Consider the following 18,448-nt stretch of genomic DNA (forward strand, 5'->3'; position numbering starts at 1 on the left):
GTAGTTAAGGAGAGAACATGAAGCTATTAACTGCTCTAATACTTATTTTAATCACTTTAGCTTTTAAGGCTAACCCAGCGGTGATATCAGCTATAAATGATAACTTAAACTCTAGCGTATGGACTGATAACTTTAAAATTAATTTAGCTTTTACTGACACTAGCTATGAAATACAAGAAACGAGCGTTACACCCTCTCCATTTGTGATCAATAAACAAGATAACCTTGTTTTCTCTACTTTTACCAGTTTGAATGATGAATCAGAAATAATTATTAAAGATACTACTGGGGACGGTCTGCCAGACATACGTATAACAAATATTCTCGATAAAAATGGCGCTGTTTTATCTACATCTATCGAAAAAATAATAATTAGCTATGAAAAATAAATTTAATTTAAATAATAAAGGCCTCACCATTTTCATGATGAGGCCTCTCTTTTAAAAAATCACATCTTAGTTACTATGGCACTACAGCTGGGTATACATAACTCGACTGTAAGCCAAGTGGGATGCCTAAGCCCCAATACGCCAGTAAGAAGATGCTCCAACCGATTAAGAATGCAATTGAATAAGGCAGCATCATCGCAATAAGTGTGCCGATACCAGTATCCTTAACATACTTTTGGCAGTAAACCACCACCAGCGGGAAGTAAGGCATCAGTGGGGTGATGATATTAGAGCTTGAGTCACCTACCCTATAAGCCGCTTGTGAAAGGTCAGGGGAAATTCCTAACTGCATCAGCATGGGTACAAAAATTGGCCCTAATAACGCCCACTTTGCAGAACTTGAACCTACGAACAAGTTTACAAATGCTGTTAAAAAGATAATACCAATCACTGTGACAGAGCTAGGTAATGCCATCGCTTTAAGTAATTGCGCCCCTTCAATAGCAAGTAATGCCCCTAGGTTTGATTTACTAAATGCCGCAATAAATAGCGCACAGAAAAATGCCATAACAATATAGTAAGCCATGCCACCCATAGCCTTACTCATTGCATCTATCATATCTTTTGAGCTTTTAAACGTACCAACCACAAAGCCATATACTGCACCTGGGATCCAGAACAATAAGAAGATGAGCGGCACAATAGATTGCATTAAAGGCGAGCGGAAGTTAGTTAATGAACCATCTGGGCTACGTAGAGCAGAATCAGCAGGGGCAGATACAAACCATAGTAAAGCCAGACCTGCAATCATTACAGAACTGGCAATATAAAACGCACGTTTTTCGTCGCTACGCGCTTCATCAAACGCTGGTAAGTCTTCAGTGTCACCATCAAGTGGGGTATTTTGCAAACGCGGTTCAATGATTTTATCTGTGATGTACCAACCTAATAAGATAATAAATAAGCTTGAAGCTGAGGTGAAAAACCAGTTATTAAGTGGGTTAATCGCCATATCAGGGTTAATAATTTGCGCCGCGCTTTGCGTAAAGCTTTGCAGTAACGGGTCAATGCCTGATGGAATAAAGTTTGCGCTAAAGCCGCCACTAACCCCAGCAAACGCGGCAGCAATACCAGCTAGCGGGTGACGCCCCATGGCATAAAAAATAACCCCAGCAAGCGGAATAACTAACACATAGCCAGCGTCCGTAGCAGTATGGCTGACTATCGCTACTAAGATAATCGACGGGGTTAAAAGCTGCTTAGGGGTTACCTTTAGCATTAACTTTAAACCCGTATTGATAAAGCCTGAATGTTCAGCGACCCCGACACCTAACATAGCAACAAGCACTACACCTAAAGGGGCGAAACCTGTGAAGGTTTTTACCATTGATGATAAAAAAGTAGCTAAGGAGTCACCCGCTAAAAGGTTATGTACAACGATAGCCTCGCCTGTACGTGGGTCAATAGCGTCAAATGTCATGCCTGAAAACAGCCATGACAATAACCAAATAAGTAGCATAGCTACTAAGAAGATTATGGCTGGATCAGGAAGTTTGTTCCCAACCCTTTCTATTGTATTTAAAAAACGTGCGATTGCACCACTTTGTGCCTGCACATTATTATTGTTATTCATTTTTTTATTCCCTAGAAAAACGTCTTGCTAACCTTATCGTATCTCTACAACAAGGTAAATTTTAAGTTAATAAAATTACCTTTATTAGGTAAACGGATTGTATGAAAAAGCGGCAAAAAAGCCGCTCATATTCTTTTGATAGACACTTATTAAGCCAGTGACTTCACTTCATCCCAAAGACGAACCACTAATGCTTTATCATCTTCATTAAGCTCACCATTGCGATACGCCTTTACGAGGCTTGACTCTACTTGGCTATTTAGTTCTTCAGTCGTCAGGTTAAGCTCTTCAACTTGGGCATAACCAACGGCTAAATCAAAGTGGCCACGTAAATAACCACCAGCAAAAAGCTCGTCGTCGGTTGCTTTATCAACCAAATCATCAAAATATTGCTGCGCTGCATCAATATAACTTACTAAACTCATTGTTATTTCTCCTCTGGGTGCAGCCCTTCTTGATGACCCACTGCATACATAATATGGTCATTGAACCCTGTGGTTACACGAATATAACCACTTAATTCATCGTCTAATTCACTATCACCTGTATCGGCAATCAGTGGTCGGCCATTTAAAGCCTGTAATTTGGTTTTAGTCGCCACTACAATAATATTATCGCGACCAATCGCACGAATAAGTGCAGGGCTTAGTTGTTGGTTGCCACGGCCAAAAATATGCCCTTGTCCACCAATTAAGGTGATCACCAACTTGGTTTCTTTACCTTCTGTGAGCTCAAGTAATTGCTGCGCTGTTAAATCCTTAGCGACAAGTTCTTGGTCTGCCACTAAGTCAACACCTAATAAGGTATTTTCAAGACCCATCTCTTCCATTATTGCAGCCACGGTTGAACCACTGCCCATCACATATAAGCAGTCTTCATCCATTTCACTGACAACATAAGCAGCAATATCCGCAAGCACTAACTCATCAGTTTCTTTGCCGCCATTTTTAACCGCTTGTACATAACGCACTTCACTAGGTACTTGCATTTCACCATAGCGCTTAGCTTTTACCATGCCTTCACGAAATGCGTCTTCATCAATATCCATTACATCAGCATCGCCAAGGCTAACAAGCTCACCTTTAACGAGCATTTCAACAACGCGCCCCGCAGCTTTAGGGGTAATAGCATAAACGCCAGAATGTATTTTACAGCCTGCTGGAATACCTAACACAGGGGTGCTATCGCCAACCGCATGACAAATATTGCGGGCCGTACCATCGCCCCCTGCGAATAAAATAAGGTCGACACCTTGCTCAACTAATAACTTGGCAGCCTGCTCAGTATCATCGGGTGTTGTGATATCTTTTGTTTGATAAACCACTTGAGTATTAAAGCCTAGCTGACTTGCCGTTTGCTCGCCCATTTCACCGTTTACAGTGTAAATAGTGAGTGCATCTTGATGAGTTAGAAGAACTTCAAGGGCTGCACGGGTTCGTAAATTAGCTTTGGGCTCTGCACCGAGTTGTATCGCTTTTGCTGCCGTATCTGCCCCATCACTGCCCTTCAGTGCCACACTGCCTCCTAAGCCAGCAACAGGGTTAACAATCAGACCTAATTTAAACTGCATTAGATAAAGCTCCTTGGTTGCCATGAAAATCACGCTGCCACGTAAACTGTGCAGCCGTTAATGGCCATGGGGTTTTATAAAAATCACTCAATGCTTTGAGTAGCGCTGTCGTGCGCTGATTAAAGCCAGATGCTAAAAAGCTCAACACTTGCTGGTGAACCCGCGCTTGAAAATCAAATCGGCAGGTCTGTTCACCATTTAAATTATCAACCGAGACATTAAAAGCAAACCCCGCAGCCACACTTAGCGCCCATTCAATAGCTTGAGGCTTTACTTCAACCGCTTCAAATTCAGCTTGCTGCTGTTTATCACGACCGTCAGGGCAATACCAATAACCATAATCTTCTTTTAATCGTCGTGCTTCACCGGCCACCAGCCAATGGGCTATTTCGTGTAAGGCACTGGCATAAAAACCATGGGCAAACACGATTTGGTGATAAGGTGTTTGCTGATCAGCAGGCAGGTAAATAGGTTCATCTTCGCCCTTTATCAAACGCGTGTTATGGCTTTGATAAAAGGTGCTTTCAAAAATAGCGATTAAATCGGCAATATGGTGCATACAGGCTGAATTCGTCTCGTCAAAAGGGTTAAAATAACACGCTAAAAACGAGCCGAATTGTACGGACTTTTAGGGTCAAAGTAAAAGCTATAGGTACTTTGTTAGATCGACCTGATCAATTTGTGCAGGGTTCAAGTACCGTTTTGCATAGTTCAAGTAAATTCCGGAGCGTAAAAACAGTGTGAAAACATCACGGTCTACATGTTGCTCATCCACCATATTCGCCAATATATCGATTGCAACACTCAAGGGTTTGGCTTTTTTATAAGGCCGGTCTGCGGCTGTAAGTGCTTCAAAAATATCCGCAAGAACCAACACACGCTCTGGAATAGATAAGTTATCAGCAGTTAATTTACGCGGATACCCTGTGCCAATTAATGTCTCATGGTGAGTTGATGCGTAACGGGGTACTCTAGCAAGCTCATCGGGAAACGGCACATTATCAAGCATACGAATAGTACTTATAATATGTTCATTAATTTTAAAGCGATCTTCTGTTGTTAGCGTGCCACGTGTAATTTTTAAATTATACAATTCACCTAGGTTGTATTTGTATTCAGGAATCGTCACTTTAATACCTAAGCGCTCATCGTATTCTATTGGCTTATCATGGGGTATTAGGTGCTCTGCTTTATCACTTAATAGTTTCTCTGTTGCAGGGAGTTGTTCATCAGTATTACTATGACGAATTTCCTCCACCGGTGACAACCCTAATTTGTCATCAAAATACCGCAGCCACGTGATATTGCTTAACTTCTCTAGCCGCTCAAGGCTCGCTTCATCCATAAACTCACCACCTACATTACAGGATGCTATGAATGAAAAATCTTTTTGTAACTGAGACTGTTTTTCTTTGAGCTGTGACTTTAATTGCCCTTCTTTTTCTGGCGCTCGGCGTGCAGCTTGTAAATAGTCAATTTCAGCATCTCGCCATAACACTTCAAAGCGGGTTCTTATTTCATGAATTCGGTTATAGATAGTTTCGAGCTTTGTCCCTTTATCGACAATATGCTCTGGCGTGGTAATTTTTCCGCAGTCATGAAGCCAAGCTGCTAGACTAAATTCTCTAAACTCATCATCGTTTTTAAATTCAAAGTCTTTAAATGCTTGCTCATTTGAGCTTGACGCAGCCTTTGCAAGCATGATTCCAAGTTCAGGAACCCGCTCACAGTGACCGGCGGTATACGGGGACTTATCGTCGATAGCTTGCGCTATTAACTCGATAAATGATTCCATTAACGCTTTTTGATTTTGTTCATGTTGTTGAATTGATTGGCTCATTTCGACCATGGAAGACGCCAAGTTATGAATTTCTTTAATGTTACTTTTTAAAGTAGAGACTTGATCAAACTGGCGTTTTTTTATTTTTAAGTTCTCACCTTCCAGTGTTTTAATTGGTCCGACAATCGGTGAAGCAAAAAACCACGAAACAGGTAGCACCATAATTAAACAAGCGGCTGTAATGAAAGTAGAAAGCTTAATTTTCTCATGTGTAGAACTAAGCACTCCCTCTTTGGGTACCGCAATTGCCAAAAAGTCACCATTTTTGATATTGGCAGATAAAGGGGTTATATAAACATATTTTTCAATGCCATTTAATGTCATAAGCCTAAGTTTGGAAAACTGATCACTCTGCTCAAGTAGCGTCAAAAGCTCTGGGTAAGGTACTGTTCCTACGACCTTTGAAGTAACATGCAACTCATTTGACAACCACTTATTATGTAAGGCTGTTAAGTACTCACTAGGTAAACGCTTAATTGCCAAATCGATTAAACCTTTAAGCTCGGCATCTTCAGGGTGAAATAATAGGTGTAATGTGTCAGGTAATAAATCATGGCTAAAAGCATCCAAATAGTTGTATTGAATGCCTTTAATAAAAAATTGCTTTTGCGTGTATTTAAACACGGCTTCGTTATCGAGCCCTGCAAAAACTTTCCCTTGACTAACGGCATCTAACACGGCTTTGGTACTTGCAAGTTCAATAATTTCGATATCTGGAAAGTGTTTTTTTATGACCTCTATCACCGACCACCCTTCCCCTATAGCTAGCTTCATACCTGCTAACTGTTTCATACTTAAAATAGGCAGCTCCCCCTCTTTAGTTATGATACTAAATGGCAAGGTTGTTATGGGCTCACTCATCAACCCTAGCGCTTCATTAGTTGGTGTTTTGAAGATAGGCTGAACAATATCAATCTCATTATTGGCAAATTGCTGTAAAAACTCTGACCATGCGTAACCATTGATATATGTCACTTTTAAGCCCAGCATCTCAGCAATCCCATTAATATAATCAATGCTATAGCCTTTGGGTGTCCCGCCAACACTAAAATCAAGTGGTGGCCAATTCGTCTCATTTGATACCGTTAGGTAGGGGTATTTATTCAACACAGCTTGTTGGTATTCGCTCAAAGTAAGCTGTGTTAATGTGGGTAACTGAAGATTATTTTTTTGCTGGTTAGAGGCTACAATCTCCCCTTCTTTATTGTAAATATACAACTCGGTTAAGTACTTGCTGCTAATATTTTTTTGCTGACGAGCCAAGTATTCCGAAATACTCGACAAACTCACATCTAGTGCTAATACACTTTTTTGATCCGCTGATTTTATAGAATAGGTTTGCCCAGGCGCTTGCAAATGTGTGAAAAAATAAGGCTTCGTTTTACTGACATGGGTTGAATTCGCGTTTTTAAACCAGATCCGCTCACGAGGGTCATAATTAGTTGCTTTACTTTGTGAAATACGCAAATTAAATTGTTCATCAAGGTAATGAGTTTGGTGGGTTCGGGCCTCTCCCTCCCCTTTAATGTGTATCACTACCCAACGATCTGCTTCTATCGCCTGAAGCTGCTGACGAACGATATTGCTACTTTCTAAATTAATAAGCTCATAAAAATCTCCATTCTCATAACCAACATACATGGCATAAAGTTGAGGATTTAGCTGCATTATCTCGCTCATTACATTTCGTAATTCACTTTTGTCGATTTTATTCGATGTAACAAGGGTACTATTTTGAATCATTACACTTAACGTGTTTTCGGACTTTTCATTAATCCTTGTGAGATAACCTGCCACTGAGTCTGTGGTTAAATTGAAGTGTTTTACACTCGCCTCTAATGCCATTTTTTCGCTAAAATAGTATTGCAAGCTGATTGCAATAATTGCTGTTAGTGAGGTTGCAAGCACAAATACAGCCACAACAGTTAAACGAATAGAGAAACGGATTTTTTCTTTTAATTTATAAAAAGCAGCTACCAGCACCTATGCAACTCCCTGCTATGCTAAATTCGTAATTATTAACTTGTATATCTTTTATACACCAATGATTAAGTATTACAAATAGAAAGCTACAAAATTTATGCTCACAGCAAAAAAACAATGCAGTCTTTCAATAAGGCTATTAATTAGTTCATTTAAATAGCAGGGCAATAACAAAATATAGGTAACTACTTTTCACTTTAATTAAATAAGCTCCTCGCCAGCTTCATCACATTCAACAATATCTGTTTCTGCCAATGCCTTAGCAATCCATGTTTGCAAGATTGGGCACGCAAGTACATGCTGGCAATAAGCTTGTGCTGCACTCGAAAGCTCGGTCTGGTACGTTTTAAAGCGCAGCACCACAGGTGCAAACATCGCATCAACAATAGAAAAATCACCAAATAACCACGCATTAGGGTAACTTTGCTGCTGAGCCGAAAATATCTCATCCATGCGCGTAATGTCTTTTCTAGCTTGTTCTGATAACTCAACATGCCTTTTAGCACGAATATTCATAGGCATTTCATTACGAAGTGCAGCAAAGCCAGAGTGCATCTCGGCAGCTAAGCTCCGCGCTTTTGCTCTTTGGGCTATGTCACTAGGCCAAGCAGCACCATTTAGATAAGCATCATTGATGTATTCACAAATTGCGAACGAATCCCACACGATTAAACTGCTATCTATAAGAGCCGGTACTTTTTGCACTGGAAACTTCCTTTTTAGCGCTTCATAAAATTCAGGGGTATCTAAGACTAGTTGCTTTTCTACAAACGAGACATTGAATTTACTCAGTAAATACCACGCTCTCAGTGACCAAGTTGAGTAATTTTTATTGCCAATAAATAATTGCATTATACGTTCTTTAACGAGTAGATTAAGTTCACTATAAAGTAGCGAGCGGTTAATTACTCGCCAATAGTTTTTATACAACCTATAAGAAAAGCTGATACATGATGGATATTGATGCCCTCAGAACTTTTTGTGCCTTTGTTGATACGGGAAGTTTTACCCGCGCCGCAGCACAAATTTGTAGAACTCAATCTGCGGTAAGCATGCAGATGAAAAAGCTTGAACAAGATTTAGCAAGTCCACTCTTTGAAAAACAAGGACGCCAACTGGTGCTAACCCAGCAAGGCCACCAGCTTGCAAGTTATGCAAAGCAACTGATCACACTTCATGATGAGGCGTTTAAGCAATTAAAAGCAGGCACAGGTAATTTACGTGTGCGCATTGGCTGTCCTGATGACTATGCCCATTCTTTACTACCAGAGCTTGTTGATGCTCTGCACCAGCAATTTAATGCGCTTGATTTACAGATAAGCTGCGCTCCAAGCACTGAGCTTAGAGCCAAACTAGACCAAGGTATGCTGGATTTAGTAATTGCCACTCGCTCACCTGACAGCGAAGAAGGTTACTTATTACGATCAAGCCAAGGCGTGTGGGTGAAAAGCTCTGCCCTTGAGATTAACGATTCAACCCCTCTTTCTATCGCCTTGTTTCAACGAGACTGTAAGTTTCACCAAGCTAGTATTGAGGGTCTATTAAAAGCCGAGCGTCGTTTTAATATTGTTGCCTGCTGTGGCTCTGTGGGTGCGTTACATGGCTTAATTGAACAAGGCCTAGCCATTGGGAGTATGGCGCGAATAAGCATGCAAGCGAGTGTGGAAGAAATCAGCGATGGCTCGCTGCCAACTCTTCCTATGATTGATATTGTTCTACTGTATGGTAATCATGCCCACAACCCTGTTCGCCATGAGCAATTAAAGCGGATTGTGGAGTTGATTAGGGAATAAATAAGCATAATAAACTACTGGAGTTTAACCAATTTGCGAGTTCTAATTGGTTCTGTAAGATATAAAAACTCACTTAAATTATGAGCACTGTTGATCAGCATATGTTGCTTAGGTTGTGCTAATTGCCAACGTTCAGTTTTGGCAGTTGCTAAATCAATACGCTGAAAGCTGACTTTATCAGCATACTCCATGGTAACGGCTAATTGCTGGTTACTTACAGATATACCAATGATGTCATTGTTAGCTGCTTGCCAAACAGTCTCTATATCGCCACGGCTATTAACTCGAAACACTTCGTTACTGTTCGAAAAGTAAATCTGATCTTGCTCATCTAAATCCATACCATAGCAACTTAAGCGTTTCCCTGAGCCTGTAAATGGTGTCAAAGTTAGACTTGTTAAATCAAATTTAGCCGGGTGAAATGTCTGTCCATCCTCTGCGCGATAAGAAACCAGAATTGCGTTTTCATTATGATACATTTCTCTTAAATAAAAAGAGTGATTACCATGAGGAATTGATTCATAAGTGCCACTGCTTAAATCAATTTTAAATAATGTATCTTTACTTGCAGTGTAAACCTGTTGAGCATCTTGGCTCCAAACTATGCCAAATAACTCATGGTTATCAGGGTTTGAAAAAATACGTGTTTGCTTACCATTGTCGTATAAAAATAATTGTTTTAATCCAAAACGATGTGACTCAAATACAAATTGAGTAGAATCTGGCGAAAACACGGGAAGAAAGTCGATTGATGAGGTATCAACGAGTTTGGTCAGAGTGTCTGGTTTAGCGCGTGTTTGGCTGACAATATCCACATCAACATTTACTAACTCCATCAAAATAGCTTCAGCGTTTGATGTGTACTGTGCATCACGAATTATTTGATAATTATTAAATGGAATTAGCTGTAGCTCACCATCAAGGTCTAAGTGAATAAGCTGATTGCGTTGACTAATTAATAACGCTTGATTATTTGGGTGCCAGCTTAAGCCTTGAATACCATCTTCTATGACAGTAATGGTTTGTGATTTTCTATTGGTAAGGTCAAGTACATCAATACGGTATTTGTTTTGCCCTGCTTCAATGCCTAATGCGATTTTACTACCATCTTTAGATAACGCACTCACAAGTAACCAATCTTGTTGTGCTGCTGTCACTAAGCGTGTCTTTTGTTTAGTGTTTAAATCCAGTGAGACAAGTCGAGTATCGTTGTTTTGTTTCTCTTTTTCTATGTAATAGAGTAGCTTATCAGCTCCCCAATCTATGTGATGACTGGTTAATATGCTGTCATTAAAAACACTCACTGTCGTTTGCTCTAATGGCAGAAATTTTGATAAATCTATGCTTAAGGTGTTGAGTGATTGTGTTTGGTCTACGGTTTTTACAAACGCGAGCGCATTATCGGAGGTAGACCACCCCAACGCGTAGTAGCTTGCGGCATCTTCAGTCAGCCTCACCTCTCGCTCTGTTAAGAGCTCTTTAATCCAAATATGTTGGCTCTCTTTATCGCCTCGCACAAAAGCGAGGTACTTACCACTATGTGAAAGTGATAAGTTAGCTTCATTTAGTTCACTCGAAGTGAGTGGCATTAACTGGTTAAAGTGAGTATTTACTTTCTTTTGAGGTATTAGCTGCCAAGCAATAACAACAAAACTAATTAGCAGAACAACTAACAATATCAAAAATTGCGCTTTTAGTGTTTTTGCTTGCCCGTCTGTTACTTTTTCAAGGCTATAACCGCGCTTAGGGTGTGTAATTATAAACTGCGGATTTTTGGCATCTTCTTGGAGTGCTTTTCTCAGCAATGCGATACAACGCTGTACCGAACTTGGGTTATAGGTAGCATTAGGCCACACTTTTGCAAAGATTACTTCTTGGCTTACCACTTCACCCTTATTTAAATAAAGAGTATGTAATACATCCATGACCTTTGGCTCGACTATTTGCTCATAATCTTGCGATGAAATTAAACATCTACTCTTATCAATTGCAAATTTGCCGATTCGATAACGCGCCACTTACTTCTCCAATAAATATTTACGAATCAAAGATTAAGGTTTTCTTAAGAGAAACTCAAGGGTTACTCCATTGTCACTTTGCTCTGGCTATTAGATTGTTTTTGTTATCTCAAAATAGGTAATAAAAACAATGTATAAATATTTATCAACGCTCACTATTTTCATCAGTGCTTTTTTAATTTTTCAAATTCAGCCGATGCTTTCAAAACAACTTCTACCCCAATTTGGTGGTGGTGCATCTATTTGGTCAGCGAGTTTAGTGTTTTATCAAGTCATGTTACTTATTGGCTATTTCTATGCGCATAACATGGGTCGCTTTCATATTAAGTTGCAGGTAGTCACCCATATAGTTTTAGTCACCTTTGCCACACTCATTGTTGTGACAAAATTTGCAGCCCCAAATCTCACAAAGTGGCCGCCTACGCTTGCGGTGTTTGTTAATCTATTTATTGAAATTGGTCCAATATTTATTCTACTGAGCGCCACCAGCGTGCTTTTACAAAGGTGGTACGTGCAAACTGCTTCAGCACAAGTGCCTTACCATTGGTATTCCATCTCAAACTTGGGTTCTTTACTGGCGTTAATGAGCTACCCGCTCGTTTATGAATTACTATTTTCTTTAGAGCAGCAAACTACCTACTGGCTATTTGGACTTATCAGCTACTGCTTGTTATTAACACTTCTTGTAATATTTTTACTAAAAAAAGCACCCGATATATCAAGAGCGCCTATTCAAACTAGGCATATCACGGTATTAAAAGGTAAAGGTCAATGGCTGTTACTCAGTGCCTTAAGCTCAGCCATGTTGGTATCTACCACGCATATGATCAGCACTAATATTCCACCCATGCCATTACTTTGGTCACTGCCCCTTGTAATTTACTTGCTCACCTTTAGTTATACGTTTGCCAACAAAGCAAATTATCAGCGTCATAAGTGGGCATATGCGTTTATATTTTCGGCTTTTGCAGGCCTGCTAATGTTTTATTTTGGCAGCTTATTCAATGCCCTAGCCCAGCTTATAATTTACAGCCTGATTCTATTTACCGCCTGCATGATTTGCCACGGTGAGCTTAGAAGCAAGGCCCCTGAAAATGAGCAATTTACGATTTTTTATTTCTATATCGCCCTTGGCGGTGTGTTAGGTTCGCTTTTCAGTACGCTCATTGCCCCATTGCTATTCGTCCAAATTGACGAGTATTTACTTACATTAGCGGTTATTTTTAGTTTTGTGTGTTACTACCAATTAAAAGCTAGAACAAAGACAAAACAGCTCAAATTCACTCTCGCAACCAGCTCCGTTGCTTGGCTATCGTGTTATTGTTTTTTAGCGGTAAACTTTAACCAATATAACGTTGCGACTAGCCGCAACTTTTATGGCTATTTAGCGGTTAAAGATATAAACACTCAATCAATAAAAGAAAGGCGCTTAATTGACGGCACCACGATTCATGGCTCAGAGCCACTAAATCCAAACCAACAGTTTGAGCAAAGTTATTACCACCAGCATACTGGTGTCGCTAAATCACTTGCCATACTAAAACAACACAGCGCACTAAACATTGGCGTGATTGGTTTGGGTGCAGGCGTTTTAGCTCGGTTTGCAGACCAGCAGGATAGTATTCACTTTTTTGAGTTAAACCCTGCTGTGGTCGAGATGGCAAAGCGTTATTTCTCATATTTAGAAAACAGTGAAGCCAAGCTCACAGTCAGCTTAGGGGATGGTCGTATTGCGCTAAAAAATAATGCGAACGAAGTATTTGATGTCTTAATTATTGATGCATTTACCAGTGATGTAATTCCTGCGCATTTGCTAACCCAAGAAGCAATGTCACTTTATTGGCAGAGGCTCAATGAAAATGGCGTATTGATTGTGCATATTTCAAATAATCATATCGACTTACTGCCTGTATTACAGGCACATAGCCAACACTTTAATAAGGCTTTGTTAAAGTTTAGCTATCAAGGCCATAACCCATCAGACATAGGCTCAGACTGGGTGGTGCTAACTGACAATCAGGCTTTTTTAAATCGTGTATCTATCAGTGATTTGTCGCCCATTAAACGCTACCCACATAGCGAGCTGGCAATGTGGACTGATAGCAAACACAGCCTACTCCCCTTATTAAAATTCTAACAGGCATAAAAAAAGCGTGATGATTTTTATTAATCATCGCGCTCATTAAATTGCATTAATTTCTAAACACTAAGCCACTTTAAGTTATTGCTAGTCAAAGTATCCCAAACATAATCCCGTTATACCTAGAAGAATCATACCAATTAGGCTGATATCCATAAAAAATGCCAGAAAACGGTCTATTGGTCTTGCATGGCGTAAAATGATATCTTCATTTGCTAGAGGGGTTTTTCCTTTTTTACCTCGAACTAATATTCCTGCATACATACCAACTCTAAGACCCATCCCGCCCCTATCCCACGAAGGGGTTCCCTCACCTTCCTCTTTGATTTTTTTATCTAAGTGACGAATGGTTAAGCGCGTAAAACACAATCCAGAAATTAAAAAACTCAATACAAAAATTACATTTAAAACTTCAAAAACACCTTTCACTTCCATTAAAAGAAACTCATATTTGAACTTATATAATAAAGCAGTCTGTAGTTATTTGACTCGTGTAATTATTAGCTCTATGAGCATTTTAGTCTGCTGCATGCCTAAATAACCAAATAAAAACACGATTAAAAATACCCTTCCCCAATCAAAAACGCGGCAAATCAAGCCGCGTTTTAAGTTTATAGTTCTTTGCTAATCAAACCAAGTTAATCAATCGAACCTTTGATTGGTCCATGTTCGTGGCTTACATGTGGGTTTTGACCACGTTGGCGCAATAAGTGATCCATTAAGGTAATCGCCATCATCGCCTCAGCAATTGGAATTGCGCGAATACCTACACATGGGTCATGACGTCCTTTGGTGATCATCTCTACCGCTTCGTTGCTGGTATTAATGCTGTTGCCCGGTATGGTAATGCTTGAGGTTGGCTTAAGTGCGATAGAGGCAATGATATCTTGTCCTGTCGAGATGCCTGCAAGTACACCGCCCGCGTGATTTGATGTGAAACCATCTGGGGTCAATTCATCACGGTGCTCAGAGCCTTTTTGCTCAACCACATCAAAGCCATCACCAATCTCAACGCCTTTTACTGCATTAATGCTCATTAGTGAATGTGCAAGTTCTGCATCAAGGCGATCAAATACAGGCTCACCAAGACCAACAGGCACATTTTTAGCAACCACTTTAACTTTAGCGCCTACCGAATCACCTTGCTTTTTTAGGTCGCGCATATATTCATCAAGCGCGTCTAACTTGCTTGGATCAGGGAAGAAAAATGCATTGTTTTCCACTTCATCCCAGTTGTAATCTTCAGCTTTAATTGGCCCAAGCTGGCTCAAACAAGCACGCACTTCAATACCATGAAACTGTTTTAGGTATTTTTTTGCAATTGCACCTGCCGCTACACGAATTGCTGTTTCACGGGCTGAAGAGCGACCACCACCTCGGTAATCACGGATACCGTATTTATGCCAATAGGTATAATCGCCGTGACCAGGGCGAAATACATCGGCAATTTTGCCGTAATCTTTTGAACGTTGATCGGTGTTTTCAATCAGTAAACCAATGCTAGTACCTGTGGTTTTACCTTCGAACACACCTGAAAGAATTTTTACTTCGTCACTTTCGCGGCGCTGTGTTGTATAACGACTTTGCCCCGGCTTGCGACGGTCTAAATCAATTTGTAAATCGGCCTCGCTAATTTCAAGACCTGCTGGTGTGCCATCAACAACGCCGCCTAATGCAACGCCGTGGCTCTCACCAAAGGTGGACACTTTAAATAGTTGTCCGATGCTATTACCTGCCATTAATTTTCCTCATTCCTAATGACTACTGAGACCGAGCCCTCAGGCTCGGCTTTTAAAATCTGCTTTTAATCTGCGAAATAGTTAACAAGCTGCTGTTTGCTGATTACAAACACGCCAAGACCACCTTGTTCGAATTCAACCCACTCAAACGGCGCACCTGGGTACAGCTCTTCCATATGTACCATAGAGTTACCAACTTCGACAAATAACAAACCGTTATCAGTTAGATGCTCAGCAGCTTCCGCTAGGATGGTGCGAGTAACATCAAGACCATCATGACCCGATGCTAAACCAAGCTCTGGCTCGTGATGGAATTCACGTGGTAAATCAGCCATATCTTCAGCATCAACATACGGTGGGTTAGCGACGATCAGGTCATATTTTTGACCCGGAACACCACTAAACACGTCTGACTGAATTGGCAGTACACGGTCATTTAGCATGTAATCGCTGATATTAATATCGGCAACTTCGAGCGCTTCATAAGAAATATCAACCGCATCAACCTGTGCATCTTCAAATGCTTGCGCAAGTGCAATAGCAATACATGCAGAGCCTGTACATAAATCAAGAATGCGCGTAACTGAGCTTGGCTCTTCTACCCATGGTGCAAAGCGATTGTTAATTAACTCTGCAAATGGCGAACGTGGAATTAACACGCGCTCATCAACATAAAACGGCATACCTGCGAACCACGCGGTGTTGGTCAGGTAAGGTACTGGCGTACAATCATTAATACGCTCTGCAATTAGTTCAGCTAAACGGTTTTTCTCGGTGCTGGTTAAACGCGCATGCATTAGCTCTTTTGGCGCGTCGATTGGCAAGCTTAGCGCTGGCAATAACAGGCTAACAGCTTCATCCCACGCGTTGTCTGTACCGTGCCCAAAGAAAATACCACTGCTGGCAAATTGACTGGTTGTCCAACGTAACCAATCGTGCAACGTTGAAAGTTCTGCAATTGCCTCGTCTAAAATTGCGTCTTCTATCTGGAAATGGTTCATGTATGTTCCTTAACTTTCAAAGTCTGTTCTGACGCGTATTGTACCGTCTTTTCAGTTGGTTTTTACTCGATTTTTAGCGTTTTTTTGTTTAGACTGCCGCCATGAAAAAAGATCCCCACGACAACAACCACATTAGCACTGACGATATTGACTTATTTCGTCAGAGTATCAGTGGTGCCAAAGCATTTAAACAAGACACTATTCGATTCACCAATAAGCCTAAAGTGTCACAAGCGAAGCAATTTTCCCAGCAAAAAAAGCAACATCAGGCAGAATTTTTCTTTTCTGATGAATATGTACCAGATATCGACACTCACGGCACCGTCAGTTATGTCAAGCCTGGTCACGATAGCTATTTGGCAAAACAACTTCGCCGTGGAGATTACCCACCTGACTTAACCCTTGATTTACATGGCTTAAATAAAGAATTAGCCAAAGACGAGCTAGCGGGTTTGATTCATGAGTGTAAAAAACAACATTACTATTGCGCCTGTGTTGTGCACGGTATTGGTGAGCGCATACTTAAACACAAGGTACCGCAATATTTAGTACAACACCCTGATGTGATTGCCATGCACCAAGCACCGCTTGAATTTGGTGGTAAGGGTGCAGTACTTATTTTAATTAACCTTCCACAAAGTGACGAGTTCAGACGCTAACGTCTTCTTATCATAAGGCCTAATGTGCATATTTTTTCGATTATCTTTCCACTGATTTTTATCGTGTTAAGTGGCTACATCAGCTCGCGAAGCACGTTTTTATCGAAAGAGCATATAGCAGGGTTAAGTAAGTTTACTTTTTACATTAGTGTGCCTGCTTTTTTATTTTTAAATATGGCCCAAGCTGATTTACAAAGTAGTGTGTCTGTTGCGGGGTTTTTGAGCTTTTACATTCCGGTGTTGGCTATTTACACCCTTGGCTATGTTATTGACCGCTATTGCATTAAGAAACAATCTGCAGCATCACATCACGCAGTTTTTGCCCTTGGCAGTAGTTACTCAAATACGGTACTGGTAGGTTTGCCTATTATTATTGCTGCACTTGGCGAGCAAATGGTCGGCATTGTGTTTATGATCATTACTTTTCATAGCGCACTTTTGTTTACCCTCACCTTTTTGCTCAGTGCTAAATCGCAGCAAACGTTTTCTTGGCGAGCATTTGCTAAAAACATGCTACTGAACCCTGTGGTATTAAGCATCAGTAGCGGCCTTGCTGTAAACCTACTTGGCTTTACACTTTTTGATGATTTAGTAAATGGCCTCAGCTTACTTGCTAAACCTGCCATTGCCTGTGCGTTATTCGTATTAGGAGCGAACCTTGCGTTTTATAAAGTGGCCGACAACTTACAAGCATCACTTATCGCAACCATCATCAAGCTTGCCGTGTTACCGTACGGAGTCTACTTTTTTGCAGGCTACGTATTTCATCTAGAACAATCGTTACTGAACGTTTTAGTACTTTTAAGCGCCTCTCCTTTAGGAGTCAACGCTTACCTAATCGCCAATCAAATTAAGCAGCATCAAGCGACGCTCGCAAGTACTGTGGTGCTCTCAACGGTATTAAGTGTAGTCAGCTTTAGTGTTTGGTTAAGTATTTTACTTTAGTTTTATAAACCACCCGACACATCGATAAAACTGCCTGTTGTGAATGAAGCTTGTTCACTTGCCAGAAAGTAAATTGCTGAGGCAACCTCATCAGCCTCACCACCACGCCCAAGGGGTAACTTTGATTTTAAACGATCAACTCGGTTCATTTCACCGCCATCACGGTGCATATCGGTATAAATAAGGCCAGGCCTTACCGCATTCACCCGTATACCTTTACTGGCTACTTCTTTAGCAAGGCCAATAGTAAACGTATCAAGTGCACCTTTCGATGCGGCATAATCTAAATATTCATTTGGCGAACCTGTTCGCGACGCACCCGAGGAAACATTCACAATACTGCCTTTATCCATTCGTTTAATAGCTTCTCGCGCGCACAAAAATGCGCCTGTGACGTTGCAACTTAAAATGGCGTTAATGCGCTTGGCATCCATCTCTAATAGCGGCATTTGTGGTTTCATCATCGCCGCGTTATTAACTAAAACGTCTAAGCGCGCAACTTGCTCATCTAATTTAGCGAACATGGCGAGTACTTGCTGCTCATCAGCAATATCGGCTTGGAACAAATATGAATTCACGCCAAAGGCTTCTAGCTCTTCAGCGACCTGCTGTGCACTTACTTGATCTGACTTATAGTTAATACACACGTCATAGCCTTGCTCGGCAAATAACTTAGCCGTTGCAGCCCCAATACCACGGCCGCCTCCAGTGATAAGAACCACAGGGTTCAAACTCATT

The 18,448-nt window shown here is 40.8% G+C and carries 16 protein-coding genes; 5 read left to right on the top strand and 11 right to left on the bottom strand.

The window, feature by feature from the left end; translation table 11 throughout:
- Window positions 1–17 precede the first annotated feature (17 nt).
- Entirely contained in the window at window positions 18–389 is a 372-nt protein-coding gene (locus L3V41_RS01750) for a hypothetical protein (RefSeq protein WP_062569814.1), read from the top strand.
- Between the two features lie 73 nt (window positions 390–462).
- On the opposite strand, the gene L3V41_RS01755 is transcribed toward L3V41_RS01750, so the two are convergent.
- From L3V41_RS01755 to L3V41_RS01780, 6 genes are all read right to left on the bottom strand, one after another.
- The gene (locus L3V41_RS01755; RefSeq protein ID WP_062569813.1) at window positions 463–2,022 is read right to left on the bottom strand and encodes an AbgT family transporter; all 1,560 of its coding nucleotides are present in this window, start codon (window positions 2,020–2,022) and stop codon (window positions 463–465) included.
- Between the two features lie 149 nt (window positions 2,023–2,171).
- Window positions 2,172–2,447, bottom strand: coding sequence for a YfcL family protein (locus tag L3V41_RS01760; protein ID WP_062569812.1), 276 nt, complete (start codon window positions 2,445–2,447; stop codon window positions 2,172–2,174).
- A gap of 2 nt (window positions 2,448–2,449) precedes the next feature.
- Entirely contained in the window at window positions 2,450–3,592 is a 1,143-nt protein-coding gene (locus L3V41_RS01765; protein WP_237114285.1) for an ATP-NAD kinase family protein, read from the bottom strand.
- Window positions 3,582–4,151, bottom strand: coding sequence for an elongation factor P hydroxylase (locus L3V41_RS01770; protein WP_237114286.1), 570 nt, complete (start codon window positions 4,149–4,151; stop codon window positions 3,582–3,584). Before L3V41_RS01770 ends, L3V41_RS01765 begins: the two co-directional genes overlap by 11 nt.
- An 87-nt stretch (window positions 4,152–4,238) precedes the next feature.
- Complete coding sequence (locus tag L3V41_RS01775) at window positions 4,239–7,415, bottom strand: HD domain-containing phosphohydrolase (protein ID WP_237127078.1); 3,177 nt, start codon at window positions 7,413–7,415, stop codon at window positions 4,239–4,241.
- Window positions 7,416–7,616: 201 nt separating this feature from the next.
- The gene (locus tag L3V41_RS01780) at window positions 7,617–8,267 is read right to left on the bottom strand and encodes a glutathione S-transferase family protein (protein ID WP_237127079.1); all 651 of its coding nucleotides are present in this window, start codon (window positions 8,265–8,267) and stop codon (window positions 7,617–7,619) included.
- A 98-nt stretch (window positions 8,268–8,365) separates the two neighbouring features.
- On the opposite strand from L3V41_RS01780, the gene L3V41_RS01785 reads away from it, so the two are divergent.
- Window positions 8,366–9,208, top strand: coding sequence for a LysR family transcriptional regulator (locus tag L3V41_RS01785; protein ID WP_346656308.1), 843 nt, complete (start codon window positions 8,366–8,368; stop codon window positions 9,206–9,208).
- 14 nt (window positions 9,209–9,222) lie between these two features.
- On the opposite strand, the gene L3V41_RS01790 is transcribed toward L3V41_RS01785, so the two are convergent.
- Window positions 9,223–11,226 (bottom strand): winged helix-turn-helix domain-containing protein, encoded by a 2,004-nt coding sequence (locus tag L3V41_RS01790; RefSeq protein ID WP_237127080.1) that lies wholly within the window; start codon window positions 11,224–11,226, stop codon window positions 9,223–9,225.
- A 130-nt stretch (window positions 11,227–11,356) separates the two neighbouring features.
- Between L3V41_RS01790 and L3V41_RS01795 the strand changes: the two genes are divergently transcribed.
- Window positions 11,357–13,363 (top strand): fused MFS/spermidine synthase, encoded by a 2,007-nt coding sequence (locus L3V41_RS01795; RefSeq protein ID WP_237127081.1) that lies wholly within the window; start codon window positions 11,357–11,359, stop codon window positions 13,361–13,363.
- A gap of 90 nt (window positions 13,364–13,453) precedes the next feature.
- On the opposite strand, the gene L3V41_RS01800 is transcribed toward L3V41_RS01795, so the two are convergent.
- The 3 genes from L3V41_RS01800 to prmB form a co-directional block, all read right to left on the bottom strand.
- Window positions 13,454–13,801 carry a hypothetical protein gene (locus L3V41_RS01800; RefSeq protein WP_237127082.1) on the bottom strand — a complete coding sequence of 116 codons (348 nt, stop codon included), beginning with the start codon at window positions 13,799–13,801 and terminating at the stop codon, window positions 13,454–13,456.
- Between the two features lie 203 nt (window positions 13,802–14,004).
- On the bottom strand, window positions 14,005–15,105 hold the full coding sequence (gene aroC, locus L3V41_RS01805; protein WP_062569802.1) for a chorismate synthase: 1,101 nt from the start codon (window positions 15,103–15,105) through the stop codon (window positions 14,005–14,007).
- Between the two features lie 65 nt (window positions 15,106–15,170).
- The gene (prmB, locus tag L3V41_RS01810; RefSeq protein ID WP_193987594.1) at window positions 15,171–16,106 is read right to left on the bottom strand and encodes a 50S ribosomal protein L3 N(5)-glutamine methyltransferase; all 936 of its coding nucleotides are present in this window, start codon (window positions 16,104–16,106) and stop codon (window positions 15,171–15,173) included.
- A 101-nt stretch (window positions 16,107–16,207) separates the two neighbouring features.
- Here prmB and smrB point away from each other — a divergent pair, with 101 nt between their 5' ends.
- Together smrB and L3V41_RS01820 are read left to right on the top strand one after the other, a co-directional pair.
- Window positions 16,208–16,765: an endonuclease SmrB gene (gene smrB, locus L3V41_RS01815; protein ID WP_062569801.1), complete on the top strand. Its 558-nt coding sequence runs from the start codon at window positions 16,208–16,210 to the stop codon at window positions 16,763–16,765.
- A 24-nt stretch (window positions 16,766–16,789) separates the two neighbouring features.
- Window positions 16,790–17,710 (top strand): AEC family transporter, encoded by a 921-nt coding sequence (locus L3V41_RS01820; protein ID WP_237127083.1) that lies wholly within the window; start codon window positions 16,790–16,792, stop codon window positions 17,708–17,710.
- A 2-nt stretch (window positions 17,711–17,712) separates the two neighbouring features.
- Here L3V41_RS01820 and L3V41_RS01825 read toward each other — a convergent pair whose 3' ends face one another.
- The gene (locus L3V41_RS01825; protein WP_062569799.1) at window positions 17,713–18,447 is read right to left on the bottom strand and encodes an SDR family oxidoreductase; all 735 of its coding nucleotides are present in this window, start codon (window positions 18,445–18,447) and stop codon (window positions 17,713–17,715) included.
- Window position 18,448: the final 1 nt, after the last annotated feature.

This window comes from Pseudoalteromonas sp. L21, assembly GCF_021728035.1.
GTDB lineage: Bacteria > Pseudomonadota > Gammaproteobacteria > Enterobacterales > Alteromonadaceae > Pseudoalteromonas > Pseudoalteromonas arabiensis.

What these genes read in the sequence shown, in the direction of transcription:
- L3V41_RS01785 (WP_346656308.1), top strand. Translation starts at nt 8,366, where the DNA reads ATGATGGATATTGATGCCCTCAGAACTTTTTGTGCCTTTGTTGATACG.
- L3V41_RS01825 (WP_062569799.1), bottom strand. Translation starts at nt 18,447, where the DNA reads ATGAGTTTGAACCCTGTGGTTCTTATCACTGGAGGCGGCCGTGGTATT.
- smrB (WP_062569801.1), top strand. Translation starts at nt 16,208, where the DNA reads ATGAAAAAAGATCCCCACGACAACAACCACATTAGCACTGACGATATT.
- L3V41_RS01800 (WP_237127082.1), bottom strand. Translation starts at nt 13,801, where the DNA reads ATGGAAGTGAAAGGTGTTTTTGAAGTTTTAAATGTAATTTTTGTATTG.
- L3V41_RS01755 (WP_062569813.1), bottom strand. Translation starts at nt 2,022, where the DNA reads ATGAATAACAATAATAATGTGCAGGCACAAAGTGGTGCAATCGCACGT.
- aroC (WP_062569802.1), bottom strand. Translation starts at nt 15,105, where the DNA reads ATGGCAGGTAATAGCATCGGACAACTATTTAAAGTGTCCACCTTTGGT.
- prmB (WP_193987594.1), bottom strand. Translation starts at nt 16,106, where the DNA reads ATGAACCATTTCCAGATAGAAGACGCAATTTTAGACGAGGCAATTGCA.
- L3V41_RS01760 (WP_062569812.1), bottom strand. Translation starts at nt 2,447, where the DNA reads ATGAGTTTAGTAAGTTATATTGATGCAGCGCAGCAATATTTTGATGAT.
- L3V41_RS01750 (WP_062569814.1), top strand. Translation starts at nt 18, where the DNA reads ATGAAGCTATTAACTGCTCTAATACTTATTTTAATCACTTTAGCTTTT.
- L3V41_RS01770 (WP_237114286.1), bottom strand. Translation starts at nt 4,151, where the DNA reads ATGCACCATATTGCCGATTTAATCGCTATTTTTGAAAGCACCTTTTAT.
- L3V41_RS01765 (WP_237114285.1), bottom strand. Translation starts at nt 3,592, where the DNA reads ATGCAGTTTAAATTAGGTCTGATTGTTAACCCTGTTGCTGGCTTAGGA.
- L3V41_RS01795 (WP_237127081.1), top strand. Translation starts at nt 11,357, where the DNA reads ATGTATAAATATTTATCAACGCTCACTATTTTCATCAGTGCTTTTTTA.
- L3V41_RS01780 (WP_237127079.1), bottom strand. Translation starts at nt 8,267, where the DNA reads ATGCAATTATTTATTGGCAATAAAAATTACTCAACTTGGTCACTGAGA.